The 12,345-nt window shown below is 63.8% G+C and carries 10 protein-coding genes; 5 read left to right on the top strand and 5 right to left on the bottom strand.

Features of this window, described 5'->3' with window-relative positions; translation table 11 throughout:
• Positions 1–291 precede the first annotated feature (291 nt).
• Genes MKD50_RS25280 through MKD50_RS25265 form a run of 4 tightly spaced genes read right to left on the bottom strand, consistent with a single transcriptional unit; the run spans position 292 to position 5,319 of the window.
• Positions 292–1,770 carry an NAD-dependent succinate-semialdehyde dehydrogenase gene (locus MKD50_RS25280; RefSeq protein ID WP_252669195.1) on the bottom strand — a complete coding sequence of 493 codons (1,479 nt, stop codon included), beginning with the start codon at positions 1,768–1,770 and terminating at the stop codon, positions 292–294.
• Between the two features lie 25 nt (positions 1,771–1,795).
• Positions 1,796–3,448: an ABC transporter ATP-binding protein gene (locus MKD50_RS25275; RefSeq protein WP_252669193.1), complete on the bottom strand. Its 1,653-nt coding sequence runs from the start codon at positions 3,446–3,448 to the stop codon at positions 1,796–1,798.
• On the bottom strand, positions 3,448–4,332 hold the full coding sequence (locus tag MKD50_RS25270) for an ABC transporter permease (RefSeq protein ID WP_115706751.1): 885 nt from the start codon (positions 4,330–4,332) through the stop codon (positions 3,448–3,450). The genes MKD50_RS25275 and MKD50_RS25270 overlap by 1 nt, the downstream gene beginning before the upstream one ends.
• Before the next feature lie 30 nt (positions 4,333–4,362).
• Positions 4,363–5,319 (bottom strand): ABC transporter permease, encoded by a 957-nt coding sequence (locus MKD50_RS25265; RefSeq protein WP_115706752.1) that lies wholly within the window; start codon positions 5,317–5,319, stop codon positions 4,363–4,365.
• Positions 5,320–5,792: 473 nt separating this feature from the next.
• On the opposite strand from MKD50_RS25265, the gene MKD50_RS25260 reads away from it, so the two are divergent.
• Positions 5,793–6,761: a GNAT family N-acetyltransferase gene (locus MKD50_RS25260; RefSeq protein ID WP_252669191.1), complete on the top strand. Its 969-nt coding sequence runs from the start codon at positions 5,793–5,795 to the stop codon at positions 6,759–6,761.
• Between the two features lie 202 nt (positions 6,762–6,963).
• Positions 6,964–7,458 (top strand): Lrp/AsnC family transcriptional regulator, encoded by a 495-nt coding sequence (locus MKD50_RS25255; RefSeq protein WP_115706753.1) that lies wholly within the window; start codon positions 6,964–6,966, stop codon positions 7,456–7,458.
• Here the strand turns inward: MKD50_RS25255 and MKD50_RS25250 are convergent.
• Positions 7,422–7,850 (bottom strand): AraC family transcriptional regulator, encoded by a 429-nt coding sequence (locus MKD50_RS25250; RefSeq protein ID WP_115706754.1) that lies wholly within the window; start codon positions 7,848–7,850, stop codon positions 7,422–7,424. The two genes, MKD50_RS25255 and MKD50_RS25250, sit on opposite strands and share 37 nt — an antisense overlap.
• Before the next feature lie 300 nt (positions 7,851–8,150).
• Here MKD50_RS25250 and MKD50_RS25245 point away from each other — a divergent pair, with 300 nt between their 5' ends.
• From MKD50_RS25245 to MKD50_RS25235, 3 genes are all read left to right on the top strand, one after another.
• Positions 8,151–9,032, top strand: coding sequence for an HpcH/HpaI aldolase/citrate lyase family protein (locus MKD50_RS25245; RefSeq protein WP_240987613.1), 882 nt, complete (start codon positions 8,151–8,153; stop codon positions 9,030–9,032).
• Between the two features lie 415 nt (positions 9,033–9,447).
• Positions 9,448–10,911 carry an aldehyde dehydrogenase family protein gene (locus tag MKD50_RS25240; RefSeq protein ID WP_115706756.1) on the top strand — a complete coding sequence of 488 codons (1,464 nt, stop codon included), beginning with the start codon at positions 9,448–9,450 and terminating at the stop codon, positions 10,909–10,911.
• A gap of 108 nt (positions 10,912–11,019) precedes the next feature.
• On the top strand, positions 11,020–12,345 hold the full coding sequence (locus MKD50_RS25235; protein ID WP_240074392.1) for an NAD(P)/FAD-dependent oxidoreductase: 1,326 nt from the start codon (positions 11,020–11,022) through the stop codon (positions 12,343–12,345).

The following is a 12,345-nucleotide window of genomic DNA, read 5'->3' as shown; positions in this document are numbered from 1 at the left end:
GAAGGAACTGGAGCCGGCAAGCGTTTCGGCACGGGGCGGTTATCGCCGCCGTGCAGCCTGGTCGCTCACGCTGGCTGACGCTGATCGTGAAGACGAGTATAGGGAGGATGCCGGAGGCGCTTTGACGGATTTCGCTCCCTGTATTGGTAGCGAATCCTGTTGTAAGGAGAGGAACGGCAGTTCCTTCGTTGGCCGGATGATCGCGTCCGTCGCGACGTAGAAATGCAGAGCGGCCGGCAAGGCCGGCCGCTCTGCGTGCTGAAAGGGAAAGCCCTGGCCGGCCTCAGCCGCTCAGTCCAGCTGGCCCTGGCACACGTACTTGATGTGCATATACTCTTCGAGGCCGTGGCGCGAGCCTTCGCGCCCGTATCCGGAATCCTTGACGCCGCCGAAGGGGGCCGCTTCCGCGGCCAGTGCGCCTTCGTTGACGCCAACAATGCCGGTCTCCAGTGCCTCCGCCAGGCGCCAGATCCGTCGAACGTCGGTCGAGTAGAAATACGCGGCGAGGCCGAACGGCGTGGCATTGGCCGCCTCGACCACATCGGCCTCGGTATGGAAGCGGGTCACGGGCGCAACGGGGCCGAAGGTTTCCTCGCAAGAGCATTGCATGGAGGCATCCGCATTCACCAGCACGGTCGGCGCGTAGTAATTCGGACCGGTGCACTGCGCGTTGCGAACGCGCTGGCCGCCGACCACCACGCGGGCCCCCCGGCCGAGCGCATCCTGGACGTGGCGTTCGATCTTGTCCACCGCGCGCGCGTTGATCATCGGGCCGATCTGCGCCGCCGGGGCGGTTGCGGGACCAACGACCAGCGCACCGACGCGGGCGGCGAGTTTGTCGACAAAGGCATCGTGAACCTTGTCCTGGACATAGATCCGGTTCGGAGAAACGCAGGTCTGTCCGCCGTTGCGGAACTTGGCGGCCATCAGACCGTCGACGGCAGCGTCCAGATCCGCATCGTCGAACACAATGAACGGCGCGTTGCCGCCAAGCTCCAGCGACAGCTTCTTCAGCGTATCGGCGGAACGGCGTGCCAGGTGCTTGCCGACCGGCGTCGAGCCGGTAAAGGTAATCTTGCGCACGCGTGCATCATCCAGCCACACATCGACGACTTCGGCAGCCCGCTCGCGCGAGGCCGTGACGATGTTCAATACGCCCGGCGGCACACCCGCCTCCTGGGCAAGCTTTACCAGTGCGAGCGAGGTCAGCGGGGTGTCTTCCGCCGGCTTGCAGACGACAGTGCAGCCGGCAGCCAGCGCGGGGGCGATCTTGCGCGCGATCATTGCGGCAGGGAAATTCCACGGCGTGATCGCGGCGACGACGCCAACCGGCTCGCGCAGCGCCAGCATGCGGCGGCCCTTCACCGGTGCCGCGATCACGTCGCCATCCGCGCGCGTGGCTTCTTCCGCAAACCACTCGATATAGCTGGCCGCGTACAGAACCTCGCCTTTGGCTTCCGCCAGCGGCTTGCCTTGCTCGCTCGAGATCAGCCGGCCAAGGTCTTCCTGGTGGCTGACCACGAGATCGTTCCAGCGCTTGATGATCTGCGCGCGCTGCTTGGCCGGGGTCTTGCGCCATGCGGGGAATGCGGCGTGGGCGGCGTCGACCGCGCGCAGCGCGTCGGCGGCGCCGCTATCCGGCGCGGTCGCGAAGGCTTCTTCGGTGGCGGGATCCACCACGGCCACGGTGCGGTCATCGGCCGCACTGCACCATTCGCCGCCGACAAAGTTGCGGCCCGGGAGCAAGTGTTGGTTCAGGGACAAAGGCATGAGAAAAAATCTCCGTGAGGAAGAGTCAAGCGGCACTGCGCACGCCTTGTGCCGCGCGCGCGCCTTCGATATGCAGGTCGACTTCGTCGATCCAGCCGCGGCGCAGCTCCGGCACGGAGCGGGCGAGCAGCGTGAAATATGGATGATGCGGTCCGCGTTCGTAGTCCTCGTGCGCGACCTGCGTGACCTTGCGGCCGTGCTGCATCACCACGATTTCGTCGCAGATGGCGCGCACGGTATGCAGGTCATGGCTGATGAACAGATACGAGACGCCCAGTTCCTTGCGCAGTTCTGCCATCAGGTCAAGGATCGCCGCACCGACCACGGTGTCCAGGGCGGACGTAATCTCGTCGCAAAGGATCAATTCAGGCTCGGCCGCCAGGGCGCGCGCCAGGTTCACACGCTGCTTTTGCCCGCCGGACAGGCCACCCGGCAGGCGTTGGGCCACGCCGGACGGCAGGCGCACCAGATCAAGCAGCTGACGAATGCGGGCGCGTTGGGCTTCGCCGCGCAGTCCATGGAAGAACTGCAACGGGCGCGCCAGGATATCCTCGATCGTGCGAGCCGGATTGAGCGCGGTGTCGGCCATCTGGAATACGATCTGGATACGGCGCAGTTCTTCGCGGCTGCGCTGCGCGACGGTCGGCTTCAACGAATGGGCGTTGAACACGATGCTGCCATGGCAGGGGGCGACCAGCCCCGCAACGGCCCGCGCGAGCGTGGTCTTGCCGGAGCCGGACTCGCCGATGACGCCGATTGCTTGTCCACGGTACAGCTTCAGATCCACGCCCTCAAGGATCTTCGAGGCGGGTTGGCCGTGCGCGTCAAGCTCGCCATAGCCGGCCGACAGGTCGCGGACCTCGAGAAGCAGGGGACTCTTGTCCGGATCAACAGGTGCCCCGGGGCGCTCGGCGGGCTTGGCGGCGGCGAGCAGGCAACGGGTGTAGTCGTCCGCCGGCTGGTACAGGATCTGGTCGGTGTCGCCCAGTTCGCGCATCTTGCCGTCGCGCAGCACCAGGATATGGTCCGCGACCTGGGCCACCACGGCCAGGTCATGGCTGACATAGACCGCGGTGGTACGGCGTTCCTGCACGGCGCGGCGGAATACCCGCAGCACTTCCACCTGCGTGGTGACGTCCAGGGCAGTGGTCGGCTCGTCGAGGATCACAAGGTCTGGATCGGTGATCAGCGCCATCGCGGCCATCAGCCGCTGCAGCTGGCCGCCGGATACCTGGTGCGGATAACGCTCACCGATCGCTTCCGGATCCGGCAGTGCCAGTTCGCGGAACAGCGCCACGGCTTTCGCTTCGGCAGCGTCGCGGTCCATGAGGCGATGGATCAACGCTGGCTCGACAACCTGGTCCATGATGGTGCGGGAGGGGTTGAACGACGCTGCCGCACTTTGCGCAATGTAGGTTATCTCGCGCCCGCGCAACCGGCGTTGTTCGCCCGCGGGCAGGCGCAGCACGTCATGGTGCCCGACCCGGATGTCGCCGGAAATCTCGCAGCCGTGGCGTGCATAGCCCATCAGCGCCAGCGCGGTAGTGGTCTTGCCGGAGCCGGACTCGCCGATCAGGGCGAGCACCTTGCCAGGCTCGATTTCAAAGTCGACGCGGTCGACCAGCGTCGCGGGCCCGGCGGTAATGCGGAGGTTGCTGACCTTGACAGACGTGCCCATTACTTGACTCCATTGCGTGCCGAGCGACCCGGCAGGTTGTCGATGACGAGGTTGACCGCAAGGGTCAGGCTGGCAATGGCCAGGGCCGGCGCCACCACGGCCATGCTGCCCTCGGACAGCGCGCCGATGTTCTCGCGTACCAGCGAACCCCAGTCGGCATCGGGAGGCTGGATACCCAGGCCAAGGAAGCTCAGGCTGGCGAGCAGCAGCACGACGTAGACGAAGCGCAGACCCAGGTCGGCCAGCATCGGGCCGATGATGTTGGGCAGGATTTCCTGGCGCATGATGTAGGCCGTACCTTCACCGCGAGTGCGGGCGACGGTCACATAATCCATGGCATTGATGTTTACCGCCAGCGAACGGGCAATGCGATAGGCGCCCGGAACGTAGATGATCGCTGCCGTGATGGCAAGCATCCAGACCGACGAGCCGAAGGCCGCGACCATGATCAGCGCGAACATCTTGCTTGGAATCGCCGTGAGCGTGTCGAGGCCGCGGCTCATGCAGGCATCGATCCAGCGGCCGCTGACTGTTGCCAGCAACGCCAGCGTAATGCCGATGCCGCTTGCGCACAGCGTGGATACCAGCGCCACGCATACGGTATAGCGCGCACCCAGGATCACCCGGGTCAGCATATCTCGCCCCAGGTAATCGGTACCCAGCCAGTGCTGCGCGCTGATGGGTCCGAAGACCTGGATCTCGCCAGTGGGCGAGGCGTCCGCGTTGATCAGAATCGGGCCAAGCACGGCGGCAAGCAGCCAGCCAAGCAGAATCAGGCAGCCGATCCAGGCCGTGAAACCCATGCGGGGCAGGCGAAAACGTCGACAGCTCTTGCCGACGGCGCTCGCTGCGGCGGTGGCTTGCGTATTGGAAGTGGTGGACATGAGTAGCGGCTCCAGCATGCGTTCAGGGCATCAACGATGACGCAGACGCGGGTTAGCGACGATGCCGCATACATCGGCAAGCGTGACGAGAGTCAGGAACGCGGCGCAGAAAATCATGGCGCAAACCTGGACAACGGGCATGTCACGCTGGGCAACGCTGTCCACCATCAGCTTGGCGATTCCCGGATAGTTGAAAATGGTCTCGACGATGATGACGCCGCCAAGCAGGTAGGAAAGGCTCAGGGCGACCGCATTGGCGATCGGGCCGATGGCATTAGGCAGCGCATGGAACAGCACCATGCGGGTGGGGGAGGCGCCTTTGAGCCGCACCATTTCGATGTACGGCGCATTGAGCTGATCGATCACCGCGGCCCGTGTCATGCGGAGCATTTGTGCAACGATCACACAGCAGAGGGTCAGCACCGGCATGGCCAGGGAACGCAGCACCTTGTCCCAGGGTTCGTTGTTGCCGATATACGCAAGGGCAGGCAGCCAGCGAAGCTGTACCGCGAACAGCAAGACCGCCAGCGTGGCGATCAGGAATTCCGGCACGGACACCACGGCTACGGCACCCAGGCTGACGCCGCGGTCGAACCAGGTTCCGCGGTAGACCGCGGCCAGGATGCCAAGACCCAGCGCGACCGGGACAGAGATCAGTGCGGTCAGCCCTGCCAGCAGCAGCGAATTCGGCAGACGGCTGCCGATGGCTTCCGAAACGGGCATGCGCGTGACGAGGGACTCGCCTGCATTGCCCGCAAGCATGCCGCCCAGCCATTGGGCGTAGCGGACGGGCGCTGGCGCGTCGAGCCCCATCTGTGTACGCAGCGCCGCCAGCGCTTCGGGCGTGGCGTCCTGGCCGAGTTGCTCCTGGGCGGCATCGCCGGGTAATACCGCGGTGATCGCGAATACGATGGCCGAGACGGCCAGCAATGAGATCAGCGCCAGTCCGACGCGCCGCACCAGCAGACGCAGGATGAACAGGTTCACGGTGTCTCCTTTCATGGTTGATATTTATTGCTGCAAGCGACGGTGCCGCGGACTGTGCAGCCGGACCTGGCGGTACCGCGCACCGGCTTCAGTGCGTGATACCTCGTGCCCCGGGGCCGCGGCCCGGCGCAGACATCGCTCAATGCGGGCTCCGGTTGCTCAAAGTTCCCTGAACGGTGTCTTGCCAGACATGGCGCCAATGCGATGGGGCCGCTGCAGTGCAGGCTTCATCGTGGGGCTCGACAGCGGCCGCGCTGCCTATAAGGTGTCGGGTCGGCTTGCTTGCGCGCTACGTTGCATCTCCCTGACATTGAAGCATGTGCGACCAAGGGCTTTGTGGGGTATTCCGCGCCATGGCAGTCAAAGCTGCGGTTTCATACAGGCGCTTTGGCATTGCGTGCCACGTGCACTTCCGATGGGCATGTGCACCGCAACATTCTTGGGGAATACCCTAGGCGATGCATGATTGGTGCATGGTCGACGCAGCAACTTTTTCCTATCCGGAGCCGGTGGTTCATCGCATGATCTACGCTACCAATTCGTCCGGCGACACCCATACCGCAATGAACTCCGCCAAGCATCCTCTGCATGCCACCGAACTGCTACCCGGGATTCGACCGATGGTCCTGGCAGACTTGCCTGTCGCGCTCTCTCTTTCTGAAGGGGAACGGTGGCCGCATCGTCCGAGCGACTGGAAGACGCTGTTCTCCATGGGCGAGGGTCGAGTGGCCGAGGTCGATGGCGCCGTGGTGGGCGTAGGCATGCGCTGGCTCTGGGGCGAGCGTGCCGCGACGGTTGGCCTGGTCGTCGTCAACCCCGATTTCCGAGAGCGCGGCATCGGACGCAAGCTGCTGGAAGCATTGTGTGCGGGTCTGGATCGGCGCACCGTGCTGCTTCACGCCGCCGGCACCATTCACCGCTTCTATGGAAGCATGGGCTTCGAACGGATCGGCGAAATTCGTCAGTACGAGGGCAAGGCCGCACAGCCACCCTTGATGGCGCTGCCTGAGAACAGTCGTCTGCGCCCCGGCGGTCGCAATGACATGCAGTTGCTGGTCGGGATGGACGAGCGCGCAGGAGGCGCGGTGCGCGAAAGATTGATCCAGACCTGGCTGCGCCATGCCATCGGCACCGTGGTGCTGGACCATCCCGACGGTCCACGGGGCTTTGCGATCCTGCGGCGCTTCGGTCGCGGTGCGACTATCGGGCCGGTGGTCGCCCCTTGCCCCATGGCGGCCAAGGCAATGATTGCGCACCTGGCGGGACTGGTCACCGGGCGCACGCTGCGGCTCGACGTACAGGCCCATGGGGAACTCGAGGACTGGCTCCCCGGGCTGGGGCTGGCCAGCGTTGCAGATGCAACCGTTCTACGCCGGGGCACTCCTCTTTCTCCTGCCAATCCGCTTTTTTCATTCGCGCTCGCTGATAAGGCGATCGGGTAGTGTGGTGAGGGAAAAGTACATAAGCGCGCACATTGTTGCGGCGTCACTGAAACACTGTGCGCAACGTACAGCCAACAGCCCGCCGACCCGCGGCGTTTACGCCAGGAAATCTCGCTCCGCTGGCTGTCTCCGGGCGCGCCCCGGTTGCCCCGAGCGGGGCATATGAAGACAATGTGATTCAGTCCTCCTGCCTTGAAAGACCATGTCCGCCCCCATCAAACTTGACCGGCTTGACCTCCGCATCCTCGCCCAGTTGCAAAAGAACGGACGCATGACCAATGTGGACCTTGCGGACGCCGTTGGCCTTTCCGCCAGTCCTTGCCTGATACGGGTCAAGCGCCTGGAGCAGGCCGGCTATATCGGCGGATATAGCGCGCAAATCCGCATGGACAAGCTCGGCGACATCCTTACGGTGTTCACCGAGGTCACCCTGGAGGACCACCATCGCGAAGATTTTGCGCGCTTTGAAAAGGCTGTGTATGGGATCGACGAGATCGTCGAATGCCATCTTGTCAGCGGTGGCTATGACTACTTGCTCAAGTTCATCACCCGTGGTGTCAATCACTACCAGGAGCTGATGGAAAGCCTGCTGGAGCGCAATATCGGCATCGAAAAGTACTTCAGCTTTATCGTCATCAAGTCGCCATTCATCAAGACTCACTATCCGATTGAACGGTTGTTCCCATTGGCAACCTGAGGTATCGGGACTCGGCGAGCGTGAGCGGCGGCGGCAGATGCGGTTTTCATCGCCGTTTGAAACTGCCGGGGTGTCATGCCGCATTGGCTTTTCAGGCAGCGCGTCAGATGGCTCTGATCATAGAATCCGCACTCGTGCGCCGCCAGTGCCGGAGGGTGGCCCTGCCCAAGCAGACACTGGGCGCGATGAATGCGCTTCAGGTAGATGTAGCGATGCGGGGTTACCCCGAGCGTCAGCCGAAACACGGTGACGAAGCGCCCGACACTCAAGCGGGATAGCTGTGCCAGCAAAGGCAGCCGCAATGGTTCGCCCAGGTGACGATGGATGTACTTTAGCGCGGCGTCGAGACGAGGATGAGCGTGTTCGTCTGAAGAGAGGGCGTCGGCGTGCATCAGGGGGCGGAGGCAAGGTCAGGATCGTGCCATCCAGCATAAGAGCACCATCGCCGTGCAAGACGCTGATTTTGACGCTACCGCCAAGAGCAAATTGCGAACTGTATTGCTGGAAACGCAGAAACTGCGGTGCCGGCGAGTCTTTCCAGCGTGCGCGGAGCCCCCAGGAGAGATGATTTCCGACGGCCCTGGACAATGGGGACGGACGTCGGCTCGCGGTGATAAGAGACCAGTTGGGGCCGGAAGGGCGCCGTTCCAGAACGCCAAAGGAATTGAAAGCTAGACCCTATGCATAAAATCATGTCACAACCTTTGCGTTCCTTGCTATTCGTGCCTGCTGATAGTGAAAGAAAACTCACCGCCTCACTCAAGGCGGGTGCCGATGGCCTGGTCTTTGATTTGGAAGATGCTGTCCCGGAGCATGGTAAAGACCAGGCCCGCCTGAAGCTGGCGGGCTTTCTTGCCGCGCATCGGCTTTCGATAGACGCACAAGTGCTGGTGCGAGTCAATGGGCTGGCATCCGGGCGTATGCTTCACGATCTGGCCGCCGTATTGCCGTATCAGCCCGATGCGATCGTTCTTCCAAAATGCCGGGGGCTCGAAGATGTCCATCGTCTGTGCGATTTTCTTGCCGCGCTCGAGCACGTGTTGCTCGATGGCGCATGGGAGACGGGCATTGTCGCCATGGCCACGGAATCATCGGAAGGGGTATTCGGCCTGTCGTCGTACCGGAATGCGCCGATGCGTCTGCGCGCCTTGATGTGGGGCGTCGAGGACCTGGCGGCCGATCTGGGCATTCGCTCGCCCCATCAGGGAAGGGAGCTTACCTCGCCATTCTCGGTGGCACGAACGATGTGTCTGTTAGCTGCTGCGCAGGCAGGTATAGACGCGATTGATGCGGTCAGTACAAACCTGTCGCACAACTTCGAGATCGGGCATGAGGCGGCCCTTGCCAGGCGCGACGGCTTTGCCGCGAAGGCGGCAGCCCATCCGTCCCATATTGCCGCCATCAATGAAGCTTTCATGCCTCATGCGGAAGAAATACAGTGGGCGAGACAAGTCATCGAAGCATTTTCCAGAGTCGGAGCCTCCGGCGTTGCCAGGCTCGGCAATGCGATGATTGACCGCCCTCATCTGCGCTTGGCCCATCGCATTCTTTGTCGAGCGGAGGGGGCGGACTGATTGCCGCGACTTGGCCTTGCCGGCATTCGTATCGCGTGGTCGACATCAAGCCGATGAACGAGGAAGCGCATCGACCGGCATCGCCCAGAACTGGGTGAGGCTTGACTAACCCGATGCGGGCGGCCAGAAGATGCGCATCCTGCACGCCATTCGCCCGCTCGGCACGGCATGCTGGCAGCGTGTCATAAAACAGCAGCTTCGTGATGATCAGCCGTGCGTTTCGCGACAAGCGCATGGCGGCTCTATGTTGCAATGACAGTGACCGAAAAGTTCACTCATTCGCTACCTCAGCGAGACATAGAAGCGCCACTGCCATGAAACTCAATACGTACTGGATCGTTTTCCCAGTCGCGTGCACGCCGCCCGACCTGGATGATTCCATGCATCGGAAGGGCTTGTGCAAAGGACAGCTCTGATGAAACCCGCCATCATTGAGCGCCTGACCAGCGCAGGTCATCTGGATCGTATCTTTATCGACGGCGAGTGGGTTCACCCTGCGGGGCAAGCCCGGGCGGCCGTCATCGATCCGTCGACCGAAGATGTGGTTGCAGAGATCGCCCTGGGCAGCAGGCAAGACGTCGCCGCCGCCGTGGCCGCTGCCAGAGCCGCCTTTGCAGGGTGGTCCGTCACCTCCATACAGAGCCGGGCGGCGCTTCTCGACCGTGTGCACAAGCTCATACTCGAGCGGGCAGAGGTGTTCGCCGAGGCAATCTCGCTGGAGATGGGCGCTGCCATCAGCGTGGCGCGCAGCGCGCAGGTGCCGGCCGGGGCGGCGCACGTCCGGGTGGCCTGCGACGTCATGAGCCGTTATCCCTTTGTCTCGGACCGGGACGGCATGAGGATCGCGCGTGAAGCCATTGGCGTGTGTGGCCTCATCACGCCATGGAACTGGCCGCTCTATCAGATCACCGCGAAGGTAGGTCCTGCGCTGGCGGCAGGATGCACCGTGGTGCTGAAGCCGAGCGAGCTGTCTCCCTTCAGCGCCTTGCTGTTCGCGCAGGTGATGCAGGACGCGGGCGCTCCTGCGGGCGTGTTCAACCTTGTGCACGGGGAAGGGCCGGAGGTCGGTGCCGCGCTGGCGGAACACCCGGACGTGGACATGATCTCGATCACGGGCTCTACCCGTGCGGGTGTTCTGGTCGCGCAGGCGGCGGCCGTAACGGTCAAGCGCGTAGCGCAGGAACTGGGTGGCAAGTCCCCCAACGTCATCCTGCCGGATGCGGATCTCGCGCGAGCCGTGCCGGCGGGTGTGGCGGCGGCCTTCCGCAACGTCGGGCAATCCTGCAGCGCACCGACGCGCATGATCGTGCCGCGCGAACGCCTGGCCGAAGTGGAGCAGATCGCCCGCGACGCGGTTGCCCGCCTGGTGGTCGGCGACCCGCGCTCCGTGCAGACCACGCACGGGCCGGTGGCGAACCGCGCGCAGTTCAACCGTGTGCAAGACATGATCGGCGTCGGCATTGCCGAGGGCGCGCGGCTCGTCTGCGGCGGCCCCGGCCGCCCGGCCGGCCTGGAGCGCGGGTTCTACGTACGGCCGACGATCTTCTCGGACGTGCATCCAAAAATGCGCATCGCTCAGGAGGAAATCTTCGGGCCGGTGCTTTCGATCATTGCCTATGACAGCGTCGACGAAGCCGTGGCGATCGCCAACGACACGATCTACGGTCTGGGCGCCCATGTGCAGGGCCGGGATCTCGACGCGGCGCGAGCCGTGGCTGCGCGGATCCGCGCCGGCCAGGTGCATATCAACTATCCGGCATGGAATGCCCACGCTCCCTTCGGCGGGTATAAGCACTCGGGGAATGGTCGCGAATACGGGTTGGAAGGCCTGGAAGAGTATCTCGAAACCAAGGCCATCCTTGAGCACGACGACGAATAGCCAGCATGAAGGCCGCCACGATATTGCCGGCCGGCGGAGCGCAGAGCGTGTCGCCGAGTTCAAGCTGAAACAAACCATGCAAGACAAATAATGCGAGGAGATCCATCCATGTCCCAGCCCTTGCGTCTCATCGAGAGTTCCTCTTCCCTGCCGACCCATGCCGACGCCGTGGTGATCGGCGGTGGCATTATCGGCGTTTTTGCTGCGTACTACCTGGCCCGGCGCGGCCTTTCGGTTACCGTAGTGGAAAAGGGCCGCATCGGCGCCGAGCAATCGAGCCGCAACTGGGGCTGGTGCCGCCAACAGAACCGTGACGCGCGTGAATTGCCAATGGCCTCCAGGAGCCTCGAACTGTGGGAGCGGTTTGCCGAGGACACCGGCGAAGACACGGGTTTCCGCAGATGTGGTTTGCTTTACCTTAGCAACGACGAGGACGAGATTGCACGCTGGGCCAGATGGCGGGACTTCGCCAGAACTGCCGGCGTGACCACCCACATGTTGAGCGGCAGCGAGGCCAGCGAACGGGGTCGGGATACTGGCCGCGCATGGAAGGGTGGCGTGTTCTCGCCCAGTGACGGTACGGCCGATCCAGCCAAGGCAGCTCCGTCGGTGGCTGCCGCGCTCATGAAGCTCGGCGGCACCGTGCTGCAGAATTGCGCCGCACGGGGCATTGAGCTTGAGGGCGGCCGCGTCAGCGGCGTCGTCACCGAAGCCGGAACCATCAAAACCCGCGTCGCGGTGTACGCCGGCGGCGCGTGGGCGTCTTCGTTCTGCCGCCAACTGGGCATTCGCTTTCCCCAGGCTACCGTTCGCCAGTCCATCGTGCGGGTGTCCGGGGTGGCCGCGCATCTCCCTGACGCGCTGCACACCGCGCGCGTGTCCATCACCCGCCGCAGCGATGGCAGCTACAACCTTGCCATCAGCGGGCGCGGACGCGTGGACCCGACGGCGCAACTGATGCGCTTCGCGCCGCAGTTCCTGCCCATGTTTGCCAAGCGCTGGCGCAACGTGTTTCCCGGCGGAATGGAGGGTATCCGCGCAGGCCACGAAACACTCGCGCGGTGGCGACTGGATGCACCGACCCCCATGGAGCGGACGCGGATACTCGACCCCAAGGCCGACGCGGGGGCTGTCAGGCAAACCTATCGTCGTGCGGTCGAACTGATGCCTGCACTGGGACAGACCGGCATCGCCAATGCCTGGGCCGGGTTTGTGGACAACACGCCTGACGGTGTTCCCGGGATTGGCGAAGTGCCGGAAATCCCCGGTTTCATCCTGGCGGCGGGCTTCTCCGGACATGGCTTCGGCATCGGCCCCGGAGCTGGCCACTTGATTGCCGACCTGGTGACCGGTGCCGAGCCGATCTTCGATCCTGTCCCGTACAACCCGGCGCGCTTCAAGCACTCGGCCTGGGGCAAAGTGGCCGACTTCTGA

The organism is Cupriavidus mimosae (assembly GCF_023952485.1).
GTDB classification, from domain to species: domain Bacteria; phylum Pseudomonadota; class Gammaproteobacteria; order Burkholderiales; family Burkholderiaceae; genus Cupriavidus; species Cupriavidus taiwanensis_C.
Note: the sequence above shows the minus strand (reverse complement) of the source record. Positions and strands in the feature narration are given on the sequence as shown.

What these genes read in the sequence shown, in the direction of transcription:
- MKD50_RS25260 (WP_252669191.1), top strand. Translation starts at nt 5,793, where the DNA reads ATGGTCGACGCAGCAACTTTTTCCTATCCGGAGCCGGTGGTTCATCGC.
- MKD50_RS25250 (WP_115706754.1), bottom strand. Translation starts at nt 7,850, where the DNA reads ATGCACGCCGACGCCCTCTCTTCAGACGAACACGCTCATCCTCGTCTC.
- MKD50_RS25235 (WP_240074392.1), top strand. Translation starts at nt 11,020, where the DNA reads ATGTCCCAGCCCTTGCGTCTCATCGAGAGTTCCTCTTCCCTGCCGACC.
- MKD50_RS25270 (WP_115706751.1), bottom strand. Translation starts at nt 4,332, where the DNA reads ATGTCCACCACTTCCAATACGCAAGCCACCGCCGCAGCGAGCGCCGTC.
- MKD50_RS25240 (WP_115706756.1), top strand. Translation starts at nt 9,448, where the DNA reads ATGAAACCCGCCATCATTGAGCGCCTGACCAGCGCAGGTCATCTGGAT.
- MKD50_RS25255 (WP_115706753.1), top strand. Translation starts at nt 6,964, where the DNA reads ATGTCCGCCCCCATCAAACTTGACCGGCTTGACCTCCGCATCCTCGCC.
- MKD50_RS25280 (WP_252669195.1), bottom strand. Translation starts at nt 1,770, where the DNA reads ATGCCTTTGTCCCTGAACCAACACTTGCTCCCGGGCCGCAACTTTGTC.
- MKD50_RS25275 (WP_252669193.1), bottom strand. Translation starts at nt 3,448, where the DNA reads ATGGGCACGTCTGTCAAGGTCAGCAACCTCCGCATTACCGCCGGGCCC.
- MKD50_RS25245 (WP_240987613.1), top strand. Translation starts at nt 8,151, where the DNA reads ATGTCACAACCTTTGCGTTCCTTGCTATTCGTGCCTGCTGATAGTGAA.